Annotated in this window: 12 protein-coding genes; 7 read left to right on the top strand and 5 right to left on the bottom strand. The window is 57.9% G+C overall.

The annotated features are described in order from the left end of the window. The first annotated feature begins 116 nt into the window (after positions 1 to 116). Both KJF94_RS10785 and KJF94_RS10780 read left to right on the top strand, forming a co-directional pair. Entirely contained in the window at positions 117 to 1,619 is a 1,503-nt protein-coding gene (locus tag KJF94_RS10785) for an ATPase domain-containing protein (protein ID WP_214383251.1), read from the top strand. Then, positions 1,619 to 3,286 carry an ATP-binding protein gene (locus tag KJF94_RS10780; RefSeq protein WP_375379854.1) on the top strand — a complete coding sequence of 556 codons (1,668 nt, stop codon included), beginning with the start codon at positions 1,619 to 1,621 and terminating at the stop codon, positions 3,284 to 3,286. The genes KJF94_RS10785 and KJF94_RS10780 overlap by 1 nt, the downstream gene beginning before the upstream one ends. A 127-nt stretch (positions 3,287 to 3,413) precedes the next feature. Here the strand turns inward: KJF94_RS10780 and KJF94_RS10775 are convergent, their stop codons facing one another. The 5 genes from KJF94_RS10775 to KJF94_RS10755 form a co-directional block, all read right to left on the bottom strand. Continuing rightward, on the bottom strand, positions 3,414 to 3,791 hold the full coding sequence (locus KJF94_RS10775) for a response regulator (RefSeq protein ID WP_010460444.1): 378 nt from the start codon (positions 3,789 to 3,791) through the stop codon (positions 3,414 to 3,416). A gap of 77 nt (positions 3,792 to 3,868) precedes the next feature. Next, a complete protein-coding gene (locus tag KJF94_RS10770; RefSeq protein WP_214383247.1) occupies positions 3,869 to 5,050 on the bottom strand; it encodes a hybrid sensor histidine kinase/response regulator in 1,182 nt (393 codons plus the stop codon). Further along, positions 5,044 to 5,637, bottom strand: coding sequence for a chemotaxis protein CheB (locus KJF94_RS10765; RefSeq protein WP_214383246.1), 594 nt, complete (start codon positions 5,635 to 5,637; stop codon positions 5,044 to 5,046). Before KJF94_RS10765 ends, KJF94_RS10770 begins: the two co-directional genes overlap by 7 nt. Next, positions 5,634 to 6,467, bottom strand: a complete 834-nt coding sequence (locus tag KJF94_RS10760) for a CheR family methyltransferase (RefSeq protein WP_214383244.1) — start codon at positions 6,465 to 6,467, stop codon at positions 5,634 to 5,636. Before KJF94_RS10760 ends, KJF94_RS10765 begins: the two co-directional genes overlap by 4 nt. Beyond that, positions 6,467 to 9,958 (bottom strand): response regulator, encoded by a 3,492-nt coding sequence (locus KJF94_RS10755; RefSeq protein ID WP_214383242.1) that lies wholly within the window; start codon positions 9,956 to 9,958, stop codon positions 6,467 to 6,469. The genes KJF94_RS10760 and KJF94_RS10755 overlap by 1 nt, the downstream gene beginning before the upstream one ends. Positions 9,959 to 10,220: 262 nt before the next feature. On the opposite strand from KJF94_RS10755, the gene KJF94_RS10750 reads away from it, so the two are divergent. From KJF94_RS10750 to KJF94_RS10730, 5 genes are all read left to right on the top strand, one after another. Beyond that, positions 10,221 to 10,586 (top strand): response regulator, encoded by a 366-nt coding sequence (locus KJF94_RS10750; protein WP_214383240.1) that lies wholly within the window; start codon positions 10,221 to 10,223, stop codon positions 10,584 to 10,586. A gap of 89 nt (positions 10,587 to 10,675) precedes the next feature. Further along, positions 10,676 to 11,977: a glycosyltransferase gene (locus KJF94_RS10745; protein WP_214383238.1), complete on the top strand. Its 1,302-nt coding sequence runs from the start codon at positions 10,676 to 10,678 to the stop codon at positions 11,975 to 11,977. 69 nt (positions 11,978 to 12,046) lie between these two features. Beyond that, a complete protein-coding gene (locus tag KJF94_RS10740; RefSeq protein WP_214383236.1) occupies positions 12,047 to 12,949 on the top strand; it encodes a phosphatidylinositol-specific phospholipase C domain-containing protein in 903 nt (300 codons plus the stop codon). A gap of 87 nt (positions 12,950 to 13,036) precedes the next feature. Then, a complete protein-coding gene (locus KJF94_RS10735) occupies positions 13,037 to 13,942 on the top strand; it encodes an AraC family transcriptional regulator (protein WP_214383234.1) in 906 nt (301 codons plus the stop codon). A 356-nt stretch (positions 13,943 to 14,298) separates the two neighbouring features. Next, on the top strand, positions 14,299 to 15,609 hold the full coding sequence (locus KJF94_RS10730) for an ABC transporter substrate-binding protein (RefSeq protein WP_214383232.1): 1,311 nt from the start codon (positions 14,299 to 14,301) through the stop codon (positions 15,607 to 15,609). Positions 15,610 to 15,773: the final 164 nt, after the last annotated feature.

Genomic DNA, 15,773 nt, shown 5'->3' with positions numbered 1-15,773 from the left:
AAGATCTACGCAAAACGTTGGAACCCCCATCACGGCCAATGGTCAAGTGATCAGGCAGTCCATTCAGGCACTTCAGGCCTGCTGCCTCACTTCCCCTGGTCTTGAGAGGGCATTTTTTGTCTACATCTAACGAGTTGTTCAGTGCAAAAGCCGCCACCGGCATCGAAGGTCTGGATGACATCCTGGCCGGTGGACTGTCCCGCGGTCATCTGTTTTTGCTGGAAGGCGAACCCGGAACCGGCAAAACCACCGTCGCTTTGCATTTTCTGTTGGCCGGCGCCAGAGCCTGCGAACGCTCGTTGTACATCACCCTGTCCGAAACCGAACGCGAACTGCGCCAAGGGGCCTTGTCCCATGGCTGGGAGCTGGATGAAAACATCCACATCTTCGAGCTGACGCCGCCGGAAAGCCTGCTCAATGCCGAGCATCAACAGAGCCTTTTGTACTCCTCGGACCTTGAGCTGGGCGAAGCCACCAAGCAGATTTTCGAAGCTGTCGAGCGGGTCAGGCCGACTCGCGTAGTGCTCGACAGCCTGTCCGAGATCCGGCTGCTGGCACAAAGCTCCCTGCGCTACCGTCGCCAGATCCTCGCGATCAAACACTACTTCGTGCGCTATGACGCCACGGTGGTGTTGCTGGACGATCTGACCACCGAGTCCCTCGACAAGACCGTGCACAGTGTGGCGCACGGCGTGATTCGCCTTGAAGAACTGACCCCCAACTATGGCGCCGAGCGCCGGCGCATCCGCGTAGTGAAGTACCGTGGCCAGAAATACCGTGGCGGCTTCCATGACTTCACCATCATGGGCGACGGCGTGCATGTGTTCCCGCGTCTGGTGGCCGCGGAACATCGTGGTGGGTATGTTCGCCAGCAGTTGACCAGCGGCATCAAGGAAATGGACGCCCTGCTCGGCGGTGGCATCGAGACCGGGTCCAGCACCCTGATCCTCGGCCCGGCCGGCACCGGCAAATCGCTGATCTCGATGATCTTCGCCGCGGCCGCCGTGGCCCGGGGCGAGAAAGCCGCGCTGTTCATTTTCGATGAAGAGCTGGGCCTGCTGTTTGAACGCATGAAAAACATGGGGATTGACCTCCAGGCCCTGCAAGACACTGGCAACCTGCTGATTGAACAAGTGGATGCCGCCGAATTGTCCCCTGGCGAGTTTTCCTACCGGGTTCGTCGCTGCGTCGATGAGCGTGATATCAAAACCGTGGTGATCGACAGCATCAACGGCTATCAAGCCGCAATGCCCGAAGAGAACGCCCTGGTGCTGCACATGCACGAATTGTTGCTGTACCTCAATCGCCGGGGCGCCGCGACCTTCATGACGGTGGCCCAGCATGGGCTGGTCGTTGACATGCAAGCGCCCGTGGACATTACCTACCTCGCCGATACGGTCATTTTGTTGCGCTACTTCGAAGCGCTGGGCAAGGTTCGCCGGGCGATCTCGATCATCAAGAAACGCACCGGCAGCCATGAATCGACCATTCGCGAATACCGAATCAGCTCGCAGGGCATGACCATCGGCGAACCACTGGACGCGTTCCAGGGTGTATTGCGTGGTGTACCGACTTATCTGGGTGCGAGTAATCCATTGCTCGGGGACGAAATCCGGTGATGGTCCAGGAAGCGACATCCGAGCGCGCGATCATCCTCGCGCCGCTGGGACGTGACAGCCAGATTGCCCTGATGATGCTCAATGAAGCGGGTTTCGACGGCGTCATCACCCGCGACCTGATCGGCCTTTGCGCCGAACTGGAGCATGGCGCCGGGTTGCTGCTGATTTCTTCCGAGGCCTTGCTGGGCAGTGATGTCCAACCGTTGTTCGGACTGATCGAGCAACAGCCGGCGTGGTCGGACCTGCCCATCGTGCTGATGACCTACCATGGCGGCCCCGAACAGAACCCCGCTTCACGTCTCGGCCCGCAATTGGGCAACGTAACCTTCCTTGAACGCCCTTTTCATCCGGTGACGCTGATCAGTCTGGTGACCACCGCGTTGCGCGGTCGCCGACGACAGTATGAAGCCAGGGATCGGCTGATCGATTTGAGTCTAAGTGAACTGCGCCTGCAAACCACCCTCGAAACCCTGGAACAGCAGGTCGAGGAACGTACCGCGCAGTTGCGCCACAATGAAGAAGCCCTGCGCCAATCGCAGAAAATGGAAGCGGTTGGCCAACTCACCGGCGGCATTGCCCACGACTTCAACAACATGCTGACCGGGATCATCGGCAGTCTGGAACTGCTGCGCCGGCGCCTGGCACGCGGACGCATCGAGGATCTGGACAGTCTGATCGACCTGGGCGTGACCTCGGCCAACCGCGCGGCGGGCCTGACTCACCGCTTGCTGGCGTTCTCCCGTCGTCAGTCGCTGGACTCCAAACCCGTGGAAATGAACACCCTGGTGGTGTCCATGGGTGAACTGCTGCAGCGCAGTATCAATGAAAGCATTCACCTGGACATGCAGCTCAACGAGCAACTGTGGGTGGCCGAGGCCGATCCCAATCAACTGGAAAGCGCCCTGCTCAATCTGGTGATCAATGCGCGGGATGCCATGCCCGACGGTGGAAATCTGGTGGTCAGCACCGGCAATCAGTTTCTGGACAGCGATTTCACCGAAGCCCACAGCAACCTCGAACCCGGAGACTACGTGGTGCTCAGCGTGACAGACACCGGGTGCGGGATGCCGCAAAACACGATCAACCGCGCTTTCGATCCGTTTTTCACCACCAAGCCGATCGGCCAGGGCACCGGCCTTGGCTTGTCGATGATCTACGGTTTCAGCAAACAATCACGCGGGCACGTCGCCATTCACAGTGAAGTGGGCGAAGGCACTACGGTGAGTCTGTTTCTGCCACGTTTCAGTGGTGACCTGCCTCAGGATTGTCCGTCGGACGTGCAGCACGCGCTGTTCGCGCAGAACGGCGAAACGGTGCTGATTGTCGAGGATGATCCGGCGGTGCGGGTGCTGGTCAGCACAGTGCTGAGTGACCTGGGTTATGCCTTCGTCGAGGCCGGCGATGCCGACAGCGCGGTGCCGATTCTGGATTCCGGGCAACGCATCGACCTGATGATCAGCGACGTCGGGCTACCCGGCATGAACGGTCGGCAACTGGCGGAAATCGGCCGGCAGTACCGGCCCGATCTCAAGGTGTTATTCATCACCGGCTATGCCGAACACGCGGCGGTGCGCGGCGGATTTCTGGACCCGGGCATGCAGATGATCACCAAGCCGTTTACCTTCGACCTGTTGACGGCGAAGGTCAGGGAAATGATCCGGATCTGACGCAGCCCCGTCCCCTGTAGGAGCGAGGCTTGCCCGCGAAGAGGCCCTTAGGATTTGCATCGGCCTCACGGACGCCTTCGCGGGTAAGCCTTGCTCCTACAGGTCCGGGGTTGGATGCGCGAAATGCCTACGACAGCATGTCCTGCATCAACTCCTGCAACACATCCAGATCAAACGGCTTGCCCAGAATCGGCGCCTTGCGCGTGATGGGGCTGTCGGTCTCGCGGATTTCCTGCGGGTAACCGCTGATGAAAATTACCTTGAGTTCCGGTCGCAGCTTCACGGCGGGTTCGGCGATCTGCACGCCGGAGATTCCGCCCGGCAGGCGAAAGTCGGTGATCATCATGTCCAGGTGCGGCTTGCTCGCCAGGATCTCGAAGGCTTGCTCGCCGTTTTCGGCCTGCAACACCCGGTAGCCCTCACCCGACAGATAGGCCGACAGCACCATCAGAATCGAGGGGTCATCTTCGACGATCAATACGACGTCTTGTGCATCTTCACTCATGGGAAGCCTTTGTTCGGTCAATAGCTGCTGATACGACCCCGGGGTCGATCAGAGGTTGCGTTTCTCCGGCTGTTTTCCTACAGCGGCAGACAAACGCGAAACAAGGCGCCTTCGCCAATCCGGCTCTCGACGGTTATGGAACCGCCATGGGCGGTTACGATCTGTTCTGAAATAAACAACCCCAGGCCCAGCCCGGCAACGGCATGCCTGGCCGTAACGCGCTCGAACTGCTGGAAGATACGCTTCTGATTTTCCTGATCAATGCCGATCCCATGATCGCGCACTTCCACCAGCGCCTGATCGTGCTCACTGTACACCTTCACGCTGATCGGGCTCTTGGCGCCGTAACGCAACGCATTGGTCAGCAGGTTGGAAATCACCTGTTCAATGCGGAATTCATCCCAGTTGCCGTGCACCGGATGCTCGGCGTCCAGCGTGACTGAGGATTCGGCAGCATCGATCTGCGGGGCGAAATTCTGCAGCAAGTTGCGCACCAGCGCCGACAGATCGAAGCGTGTCGGGCGGATCGACAACTTGCCGGTGCGAATGCGCGACACATCCAGCATGTCCTCGATCAGGCGGATCAGGCTTTTGATCTGCCGTTCGTCGCGGTCGACCATCGCGTGCATCTTGTCCAGGGTGAACGCCGCGGCATTGTCCCGGGCCAGGTGCATTTTGCGCAGTTGGGTTTCAAGGATCAGGCCGTTGAGCGGCGTGCGCACTTCGTGGGCGACGATGGACATGAAGTCATCGCGCATGCGTACTGCCTGCTCCAGTTCCTGCTGAGTGCTCTGCAACTGTTTAAGCAGCGCTTCCTGTTCCCGGCGGCTCTGTTCCAGTGCTTCGACCTGCTGTTTCATGGCCTTGCTCTGGCGGTACAGGTCGACGAATACGTTGACCTTGCTCTTGACCGCGTGGATATCCAGCGGCTTGTGCAGGAAGTCGACGGCACCGCTTTCATAGCCTTTGAACGCATAGTTCAATTCACGGCCGGCGGCACTGACGAACACAATCGGGATGTTCTTGGTCTTCTCGGTGCCGCGCATCAATTCGGCCAGCTCGAAGCCGTTCATGCCGGGCATCTGCACGTCGAGAATGGCCATGGCGAATTCGTGTTGCAACAGCAGCGACAAGGCTTCGTCGGCGGACAAGGCTTTGTAGACCGTGCGGTCTTCACGCTTGATCAGCGCTTCAAGCGCCAACAGGTTCTCCGGCAGATCGTCGACGATCAGCAGTTTGGCTTGGATGTTACTTAGCATGCTATTCGTTCCAGCTCGACAAGCAGACGGCCGATGCCGCGTATAGGGAGGATGTGGTCAGGCTGGTGGGTATCCAGCGCCGCCAGGGGCATGGTCGCAACCTGGGCTTCGTCCGGGTCCTGCACGATGGTCAGGCCGCCAAGATGCTGGACCTTGGCCATGCCGCTCGCGCCGTCGCGGTTGGCGCCAGTCAACAGGACGGCGGCCAGGTTCGGGCCGTAAGCATCGGCAGCCGACTCGAACAGAAAATCGATGGCCGGCCGCGAATAATGCACGCGGTCTTCCAGGCTCAGGGAAAAGGTGCGGTCCTGCTCCACCGACAAGTGATAGCCGGGCATGGCGAAATACAGCGTCCCGGCTTCGATCGGCGTTTTGTCATGGGCTTCCTGAACACGCATGGCCACGCGTCGGTCAAATACGTCGGCGAGGTGGCTGCGACGTTCGTCCGGCAGGTGCAGCACCACAATGATCGGCAGCACGAAGCCTTCACGCAGAGGGCCCAGGATACTCAGCAACGCCTCCACGCCACCGGCTGAAGCACCGATCACGATAGCCTCCACAGAAGGCAACTCTGCTGCTTTGTTCATGATTTGCGGTAGATCCGTTCTTGTTTGACCAACGGCTCGAACTGATTGCCGAAGGCCGAAAACTCCGGCGTTTCCTTGCTGCCCAGCACCAGGAAACCACGATGACAAAGGGATTCGTGGAATAACCCGAACGCCCTGTCCTGAAGCTTTTTATTGAAATAAATCAAAACATTACGGCACGAAATTAACTGGGTTTCTGAAAAGACACTGTCGGTTGCCAGGCTGTGGTCGGCGAAGGTGACGTTTTCACACAGACTCTTGTCGAAAATCGCATAGCCGTACGCCGCCGTGTAGTAGTCGGCAAACGAACGCTGGCCACCTGCCTGCTGGTAGTTATGAGTGTAGGCGCGGACATTCTCCATGGAGAAAATCCCCTGCTTGGCCTTGTCCAGCGAACGCGGATTGATGTCAGTGGCGTAGATGATGGTGCGATCGAGCAAGCCTTCTTCGCGCAGCAGGATCGCCATCGAGTAGACCTCTTCACCGGTGCTGCAACCGGCGATCCAGATCTTGATCGAGGGATAGGTCTTGAGCAGCGGCACCACTTCCTTGCGAATGGCGAGGAAGTGCGAAGGATCGCGGAACATCTCGCTGACCGGGATCGTCAGCAATTGCAGCAACTGCATGAACACCATTGGATCGTGCAGCACCTTCTCTTGCAGCGCCGAAATAGTGGCGCACTCGAACTGGCTCAACGCGTGGTGGACGCGACGCTTGATCGACGCGCCGGAATAATCGCGAAAGTCATAGCTGTACTTGAGGTAGATCGCCTCGATCAACAACCGCAATTCGATTTCGCTATTTCGCTCCACTGAATACATGCGTTCCACTAAATGCGTTCCATCTTCGGTAACCACACGCGAATCAGCGAGAACAGGCGATCCAGGTCGATGGGCTTGGCCAGATAATCATTGGAGCCGGCCTGCAGGCAGCGCTCCTGATCGTCCTTCATGGCCTTGGCCGTCACCGCAATGATCGGCAGCTTGCGCCAGCGCGGGTCCTGACGGATCAGGCTCGTTGCCTCGAAACCGTCCATCTCCGGCATCATCACGTCCATCAACACCAGATCGATGTCCTCCACTTCATTCAATTTTTCAATCGCTTCCCGACCGTTCCGGCCAATGATCACGACTGCACCCTTTTGCTCCAGCGCACTGGTGAGGGCGAAAATGTTGCGTACATCGTCGTCCACCAACAGCACTTTGCGACCCTCGAAGACCTTGTCACGACTGCGCGCGGTCTTGAGCATCGTCTGCCGTTCATGGGACAACCGGGATTCGACTTTGTGCAGAAAGAGTGTGACCTCATCCAGCAAACGCTCCGGCGAGCGCGCACCCTTGATGATGATCGAGCGCGAATACTTGCGCAGTTCGGCCTCTTCGTCGCGGGTCAGGTTGCGCCCGGTGTAGACGATCACCGGCGGGAACGAGCAGATATCCTCGGTGGACATGCGCTTGAGCAGGTCGTTGCCGAGCATGTCCGGCAGTTTCAGGTCGATGATCATGCAGTCGAAAATTGTTGTGCGCAGCAGGTCCAGCGCATCCTGCGCCAGGCCGACGGCGGTAATTTCGATGTCCTCGTCGCCGATCAACCGGGCAATGCTGTCGCGCTGCAGATCGTCGTCTTCGACCAACAGCACGCGCTTGACCTTCTGGGTCAGCTTGGCTTCGAGGCGGGCGAACACGTCCTTGAGCTCTTCGCGGGTGGTCGGCTTGACCGCGTAACCGATGGCGCCCATGTGCATGGCGGCCTCGACGCGGTCTTCGACCGAGATCACATGCACCGGGATGTGCCGGGTTTCCGCGTGTTCCTTCAGGCGTTGCAGCACGGTCAGACCCGAATGGTCCGGCAGGCGCATGTCCAGCAGGATCGCGTCGGGAATGTATTCCCTGGCCAGGTCGTAGCCTTCGTCGGCGCCATGGGCTACCAGGCAGTGATAACCCAGTTCGTGCGCCAGGTCGTAGAGGATGCGCGCAAAGTTCGGCTCGTCCTCGACCACCAGAATGCAGCGGGTCGTGAACGGCGCATTGGTGCGGTCATCGTTGAAGCGCGGGATATCGACTTCGGCAATCAGCGGCACAGGCGCAGCGGGTGCCGCTTTCGGCATCATGGCCACCGGTGAAGCCTTCATCGGCTCGATCGGCGAGTCGCCCGGTTCAACGTACTGCTGCGGCAGGACCAGAGTAAACACACTGCCCTGCCCCGGCTCGCTGGTGACGCTGATGGAACCGCCGAGCAAGGCCGCCAGGTCACGGGAAATCGACAGGCCCAGGCCGGTGCCGCCATAACGACGATTGGTGGTGCCATCGGCCTGACGGAATGCTTCGAAAATGCTTTCCTGCTGATCCGCTGCAATGCCGATTCCGGAATCGCGGACGATGAATGCGATGCCTGCGTTTGGCTGACTGGCCACTGTCAGGCTGACAGAACCTCGTTCGGTGAACTTCACCGCGTTGGACAGCAGGTTCTTGATCACCTGCTCCAGACGCTGACGGTCGGTGAAGATCATCATCGGCGCACCGGGCTGCAGATCGACCTGAAAATCCAGCTTCTTGTCCGTGGCCATCGGCTGGAACATCCCGCGCAAACCGTCCACCAGACGCGCGACGCTGGTGTTCTCCGGGCGCACTTCAAGCTTGCCGGCCTCGACCTTGGAAATGTCGAGGATGTCGTTGATCAGGTTCAGCAGATCGTTACCCGCCGAATAGATCGACTCGGCGAACTTGACCTGCTCGGCGCTGAGGTTTTCCTGGGGGTTCTCCGCCAGCAGCTTGGCCAGGATCAGCGAACTGTTCAGCGGCGTGCGCAGCTCGTGGGACATGTTGGCGAGGAACTCGGATTTGTACTTGCTCGAGCGCTGCAACTCTTCGGCGCGTTCTTCGAGTTGCGTCTGGGCCTGATTGAGCTCGGTGTTTTTCAGGTCCATCGCATCGCGTTGCTCGGCGAGGATCTGCGCCTGTTCGGCGAGTTGTTCGTTGGTCTGTTCCAGCTCGACCTGCTGGGTTTCCAGATGCGCCTGGGACTCCTTGAGAATCCGCGACTGCTCTTCCAGCTCTTCATTCGCGGTCTTGAGCTCTTCCTGCTGGACCTGCAGTTCTTCATTGAGCTGCTGGGTTTCGGCCAGGACTTCCTGCAAGCGCTGGCGATAGCGTGCCGCCTCGATCGAGGTGCCGATATTGCCGGCGATCAGCTCGAGGAGTTCGGTGTCGCGGTCGTTCAACGGACGCAGAAAGCCCAGTTCGATCACACCGTTGACCCGATCGTCATCGCTAGTCGGCACCACCAGCACACTGTGCGGCAGGCCTTCACCGAGACCGGAGGTGACTTTGAAGTAGTCGTTGGGAACGTGATCGAGCCGGATCAAGCGCGCCTGTTGTGCAACCTGGCCCACAATCCCTTCATCGCTGTAAATCTGCTGATCGCGCTCTTCCTGCTCGCGGGAAAAACCATAGGACGCTACCCGCTTGAGGCCACCGTGTTCTTCACGCACATAAATAGCCGCAACGGCTGTGCCCAGGTATTGCGCGCAAAACTGCAGAATATTGCGACCCAGCATATTCAGAGACAATTGCCCCAGCACCTGCTCGGCGAGTTCGGTCTGACCATTACGCAGCCAGGCTTGCTGTTCCAGGCGCTGGGCACTGGCCTGTTGCGCGGTCAGCGTGGCGCTGTAGCTTTGCGACAGGTTGAGCAAATCCCGTCGGCCGATGTAAGCCAGCAATGCGCTGATACCGGCGATGAACAACAGATAAAGGCTGATGCTCCAGATCGTGGTACGGCGCACGTCTTCGTTGCGCGCGGTGCGCAACTGCTGCTCCATGTCGATCACGTCTTCGAACTGCTTGCGAATCTCATCGGTCAGGCGTTTGCCGCGCCCGGCCTTGACCGCGCTGCGGAAATCGCCGCTCGCGCGCTGCAGGTCGATCATGGTCTGCGCATACGTGGCCCACTCATTCTGCAAGGCCTGCAGCCTTTTCAGCCGATCCGTTTGCACGGGGTTGTCTGCGGTCAGTTCGAGCAAGGTATTGACCGCTACCGCGATTCTCGGCTTGGCGGTTTCGTAGGGTTCAAGGAATTTTTCGTCGCCACTGAGCAGGAAGCCGCGCATGCCGGTTTCCAGATCAACGGTCAGCTTTACCGCTTCATTGGCGTTATTGATCACCCGGTCGGTGTGCTCGACCCACTGGATCACCGACAGCAGATAAGTGATCAGCGAGACAAAGAACACCGCACTGAGTACGCCGACGCCCAATGGCAGACTGACGTTGCGGCTCAGGAGTTTACGAAATCGTTGCTCATCAACCGAAGACGCGGTGGTCATGGGGAGGCCTTGTCGAACTGTTGAAAACCAAGGAGTTTGCCCCAAATCAGCCGGATTGATCCATTTTTCTGACGTGTTTTCGCGCAAAATCCTACATTCAGCTGCTCCAGCGCAAGTGAGCGGTTATCCTTGCCGGCCCGTGTGCGGCTATTCTTTTTTATGGCGTGGTTGGGAACTTGTCGGGTTCCGTCACTTACTCATGCTAGAGCCCGGCGTTTTTGATCGACCGGCCACCGCGAATTCAATTTTTGAGAGCCCCATTATGTCCGCCGAAAAATCCATCATCCTGGTCGTCGAAGACGACGACATCGTGCGCATGCTGATCGTCGATGTCCTCGAGGAGCTGGAATTCAAGGTATTGGAGGCTGACGGGTGTGAACAGGCGCTGGAGTTTCTCAACGATGAAGATCAATACATCGATTTGATGATGACCGACGTCGGGTTGCCGGTGATGGATGGCCGTGAACTGGCCACACAGGCACGCATGGTTCGCCCCGAATTGCCGATCCTGTTTGCCAGTGGTTATGCCGAAAGCATTGATGTGCCCGCGGGGATGCATGTGATTGGCAAGCCGTTTTCCATTGATCAGTTGCGGGACAAGGTCAAAGGCATTCTGAACAACTGCTAGTCCGCGTTGAAGCGGGCTCGGTAATCGCCCGGCTGTGGTTTAATTGCGCCCCGCTTTTATCCCTGCCCCGCTTCAAGGAATCGCCCTTCATGAATCAACCCCGCGCAACCAAAGTCCTGGCCATCGGCTACGTCTGGCCCGAGCCTCGGTCTTCAGCGGCCGGCGGGTATGTGATGCAACTGCTTGGGACTTTCCTGCAACAAGGCTGGGACGTGACATTCAGCAGCCCCGCTGGTGCTGGCGAACACCAGGAAGACCTGACAGCGCTGGGCATTCGCGAAGTGCCGATCGAGCTGAACAACAGCAGTTTCGACGCTTTTGTCAGCGAGCTGGCACCGGATATCGTGCTGTTCGAACAATTCATGATGGAAGAACAATTCGGCTGGCGCGTCGAAAAGCACTGCCCTGATGCCTTGCGCGTGTTGGGCACCCAGGATTTGCAAAGCCTGCGTCATGCCCGGCATCAACGGCTCAAGGATCGCCTGAAGGCCAGTGATGATGCCAATGACTTCAGCGACCTGTTCGCGCCGGCCTTGCGTGAAGAATTCGAACTGATGGCTGACACCGACCTGGCCAAACGCGAGATCGCGGCGTTGTATCGCAGTGATTTGAACCTGATGATTTCTGAAGTGGAAATCGAATTATTGGTCGAGCAGTTCAACGTTCCGCGCAGTCTGTTGCATTGGTGCCCGTTGATGGTCGATGTACCCGACAGCCCGCCCGCACCGTTCGAAGATCGCGGGCACTTTATCCATATTGGCAACTTCCGCCATGCGCCCAACTGGGATGCGGTGCTCTGGCTGAAAACCACGATCTGGCCGCTGATTCGCGAGCAGTTGCCCACTGCTCAATTGCACATCTACGGGGCCTATACCCCCCCAAAAGCGACTGCCTTGCACAATGCGGCTCAAGGGTTCCACGTGATGAACTGGGCAGAAGACGCCTTGCAGGTCATGTCGGCGGCGCGAGTGTGTCTGGCGCCGTTACGTTTCGGCGCGGGCATCAAGGGCAAGCTCGTTGATGCAATGATCTGTGGCACGCCGAATGTCACCACGCCAATTGGCGCAGAAGCCATGCATGGCCAGGAGCAATGGCCAGGCGCGATCACCCGGACCGCTCAGGACTTCGCCGATAGCGCGGTGCAACTCTATAAAGACCAGTCGCAATGGTCTAGCGCCCAGACCGTCGGTTTACAGTTGTTGGCCCAACGTTATCAGAAGCAAGTACACGGCCCGGCATTGATTGCAAAACTTGAGTATTACCAACAGCATCTTTCGCAACTAAGGCGAGACAACTTCACCGGCAGCATGTTGCGTCATCATCAACACAAAAGCACTCAATATATGTCGCAATGGATTGAAGCAAAAAACCGATTTAAAGAGGATACCTAAAAGTTTAACTTGCACTGATCCGAATAACTAACCCCGGATAACTTTTAATCCATGTGCAAGGATGCATCAATGAACAGCGAACGAAATACAGAACTTCCCAACTTCCCGTATATCGCCCAAGACTTAAAGCTCAACCGATGGATGAGCGATATCCCGATTATAGATGCTTTAACAATTACACAGCTTGTACTACCGGGCGCCCACAATGCCGGAGCGGACCGGAAAGCCTCCTATATAGGACCGGGCGTCAGTCATTGGGCAGCCTGCCAGAACCATTCTTTTTATTATCAATTGACTCACGGGGCACGCGCACTTGATCTTCGGCTGGAGGATGAAACCGGACGCAACGGCGGCACTACCTTCTGGTTTCACCATAAAGGATGGCGGTCTTCGCGTTCACTGGAAAACCTGATCATGAACGTGATCCGGTTTCTTCAGGAAAACCCCGATGAGTTCATCGTGCTTGATTTTCATGAGTTGAGGGCCGGCAACCAGTACTTCAACTACAAAGAGTTCAACAGATTGCTGGTGACCCATCTGGGTGACCGGATAATTCCGCGTGAAAACGCTCTCCTGACACTGGGAAGCTTGAAGCAGATCAGTCGTAGTCAGCGTGTACTGGTGGCGGCGCAATCTCACCCGGAGATCGACAGAACGTACTTTTGCCGTCAACTCAAACATGAATGGAGTGGTATAGGTGATACCAACACCGATGAACTGAAGGCGCACATCACTCGGGTAATGAAATACCCGCCGAGCGACCTGCTGCCATGGTCCTTGTCTGCGACCAGCTACCTTATTCATATGGGGCCAGTCTCTATCGAGGCGCTTCTTGATCAATGGTTTGATCCCGCGATCAGTGACTGGCCCCTGAAGAGCAGCATTATCAATGCGGACTTTTTCGAAAAGTCAAACCTGGTAAAGCATTGCCGGACGGCCAACATCATTAAGGCAAACGGTACAAATCGCTAACTCGTGCAAGGGCTTGCGTCAAAGACTGGTATTGAGCGTCCGGAAAGAGGCATGATCAGGGTGCAATAACAAAATAAGCGCCCTGATATGACCCGGACTGCCAGAGTCACCGATCCTTCCTACGAATTGATGGACGACCACAACGGGTTGTCGATCATCTATCGCCAGCACGGTTTCCCCTGCCCCTTGGTACGCTGGCATTTCCACAAGGAATACGAACTGCACCTGATCGTCGCCAGTTCCGGCAAGGTGTTCATTGGCGACTACATCGGCAACTTCTATCCGGAAACCCTGTTTCTGACCGGCCCCAACCTGCCCCATAACTGGATCAGCCAGGTAGCCGAGGACGAAGTGGTGCCCAAGCGCGACATGCTGGTCAATTTCACCGACGAGTTGTTCGAGAGCGGCCATCAGGTGTTTGCCGAGCTCAAGACGCTTGCGCCCTTGCTGGAGCGCGCCCAATACGGCATCGAGTTTCGCTGCAAACGCACGATCCGCCAGGCCATGACCTTGATGCAGCGTATTGCCGACACCAAGGGCGTAACCCGGCTCGGGCATTTTTTCATACTGCTGGAATTGCTCGCAGCGTCCGACGACTACCAGTTGCTGTCCGGTGCCACGACGCCGCAACTGGCGGACGAGCACAATATCGATCGCACCAACCGGGCGGTGGATTACATCTTTGCCCATTACGCCCGGGAGCTGCCATTGGAAGAAGTCGCCGAGCACCTGGGCATGAAGCCGACTTATTTCAGCCGTGTATTCAAGCAAGCCACCGGGCGCTGCTTCATCGAGTTCGTCAACCGACTGCGCATCAGCAAATCCTGCGAATTGCTCGCCGATGGCGACAAGCCGGTGACCGATGTGTGTTTCGAGTCAGGCTTCAACAACATTTCCAATTTCAACCGGCGTTTTCAACAGCTCAAGGGCATGACGCCTTCGCATTACCGGCGGCTGGCGGTGCAGCGGTTGACCGAGCAGAACCTTGGATGAAAGCGCGGGTTATGTGTTGATTTTTCAGATCGCCATCGCGGGCAAGCCTTGCTCCTACGGGATTGGGGTTTGATGCACGATTAAATGAACGACACAAAACCACTATAGGAGCGAGGCTTGCCCGCGAAGAGGCCCTCAAAACCTGTACAAATTCAATGCCCTCTCACCCCTGCGAAGCCTGTTCCTGCATCTCCCCCCTCTAACCCCAGTGCAAAATAGTATCGATCCAAGTGCGATGGATGATTTGTCTCATCCTCAATTGAAGGCTGTAATCAGTGCACATTCTTCCTGCCTCGGAAGACACAAAAACAATAACTGTCCTTCTGTCCCCACCGGGTGCAGAAAAGGAGTGCACGATGCAACCTTCGGTAAAAGCTCTGCTAGCCCTCACCTGCATGACCCTCAGCAGCGTCAGCCTCGGCGCTCAGACACTGACCATCGCCACCGTCAATAACAGCGACATGATCCGCATGCAAAAGCTCTCGAAAACGTTCGAAGCCGAGCACCCGGACATCAAGCTCAATTGGGTGGTGCTCGAAGAAAACGTCCTGCGCCAACGCCTGACCACTGACATCGCCACCCAGGGTGGACAGTTCGATGTGCTGACCATCGGCATGTACGAAGCCGCACTCTGGGGCGCCAAGGGCTGGCTGGAACCGATGAAGGATTTGCCCGCCACTTACGACCTCGACGACGTGTTCCCTTCGGTGCGTGAAGGTTTGTCGGTCAAGGGTTCGCTGTACGCCCTGCCGTTCTACGCCGAAAGCTCCATCACCTACTACCGCACCGACCTGTTCAAGGAGGCCGGGCTGACCATGCCCGAGCGCCCGACCTGGGAACAGATCGGCGAATTCGCCGGCAAACTCACCAATAAGGACAAAGAACAGTACGGCATCTGCCTGCGCGGCAAGGCCGGCTGGGGCGAGAACATGGCGCTGATCACCACCGTCGCCAACGCCTATGGCGCACGCTGGTTCGATGAGAAATGGCAGCCTGAATTCACCGGTCCCGAGTGGAAAAACGCGCTGAACTTCTACGTCGACACCATGAAGAAATCCGGTCCACCGGGCGCGTCGAGCAACGGTTTCAACGAAAACCTGGCGCTGTTCAACAGCGGCAAGTGTGCGATCTGGGTCGATGCCAGCGTCGCCGGCTCGTTCGTCACCGACAAGACCCAGAGCAAAGTCAGCGAACACGTTGGCTTCACCTACGCGCCGCATCAGACCACCGACAAAGGCTCGGCCTGGCTCTATTCCTGGGCGCTGGCGATTCCGACCAGCTCCAAGGCCAAGGACGCGGCAAAAACCTTCAGTGCCTGGGCGACTTCCAAGGAGTACGGCGCACTGGTCGCAGAAAAGGACGGCATCGCCAACGTGCCGCCAGGCACTCGGGCCTCGACCTACAGCGACGCCTACATGAGCGCCGCGCCGTTCGCCAAGGTGACGCTGGAATCGCTGAAAGCGGCGGACCCGAGCAAACCGACACTCAAACCCGTGCCATACATCGGCATTCAGCTGGTGACCATTCCCGAGTTCCAGGGGATTGGCACTCAAGTAGGCAAGTCGTTCTCGGCGGCGCTGATCGGCCAGACCACGGTCGATCAGGCCTTGGCTGCCGCCCAGCAAACCACCGAACGTGAGATGAAGCGCGCCGGTTATCCCAAGTAACCCGCCATTTCATTATGGGAACCGCTTGTGTGGCGAGGGAGCTTGCTCCCGCTCGGCTGCGAAGCAGTCGCAAAGCTTTTGGGGTCGCTTCGCAACCCAGCGGGAGCAAGCTCCCTCGCCACACAAGCCCGTTCCCACAATTAGGTCTTCATTTGTCTGTTCCC

The organism is Pseudomonas hormoni, from assembly GCF_018502625.1.
Taxonomy (GTDB): domain Bacteria; phylum Pseudomonadota; class Gammaproteobacteria; order Pseudomonadales; family Pseudomonadaceae; genus Aquipseudomonas; species Aquipseudomonas hormoni.
Note: the sequence above shows the minus strand (reverse complement) of the source record. Positions and strands in the feature narration are given on the sequence as shown.

What these genes read in the sequence shown, in the direction of transcription:
- KJF94_RS10775 (WP_010460444.1), bottom strand. Translation starts at nt 3,791, where the DNA reads ATGAGTGAAGATGCACAAGACGTCGTATTGATCGTCGAAGATGACCCC.
- KJF94_RS10745 (WP_214383238.1), top strand. Translation starts at nt 10,676, where the DNA reads ATGAATCAACCCCGCGCAACCAAAGTCCTGGCCATCGGCTACGTCTGG.
- KJF94_RS10765 (WP_214383246.1), bottom strand. Translation starts at nt 5,637, where the DNA reads ATGAACAAAGCAGCAGAGTTGCCTTCTGTGGAGGCTATCGTGATCGGT.
- KJF94_RS10740 (WP_214383236.1), top strand. Translation starts at nt 12,047, where the DNA reads ATGAACAGCGAACGAAATACAGAACTTCCCAACTTCCCGTATATCGCC.
- KJF94_RS10730 (WP_214383232.1), top strand. Translation starts at nt 14,299, where the DNA reads ATGCAACCTTCGGTAAAAGCTCTGCTAGCCCTCACCTGCATGACCCTC.
- KJF94_RS10770 (WP_214383247.1), bottom strand. Translation starts at nt 5,050, where the DNA reads ATGCTAAGTAACATCCAAGCCAAACTGCTGATCGTCGACGATCTGCCG.
- KJF94_RS10735 (WP_214383234.1), top strand. Translation starts at nt 13,037, where the DNA reads ATGACCCGGACTGCCAGAGTCACCGATCCTTCCTACGAATTGATGGAC.
- KJF94_RS10750 (WP_214383240.1), top strand. Translation starts at nt 10,221, where the DNA reads ATGTCCGCCGAAAAATCCATCATCCTGGTCGTCGAAGACGACGACATC.
- KJF94_RS10780 (WP_375379854.1), top strand. Translation starts at nt 1,619, where the DNA reads ATGGTCCAGGAAGCGACATCCGAGCGCGCGATCATCCTCGCGCCGCTG.
- KJF94_RS10755 (WP_214383242.1), bottom strand. Translation starts at nt 9,958, where the DNA reads ATGACCACCGCGTCTTCGGTTGATGAGCAACGATTTCGTAAACTCCTG.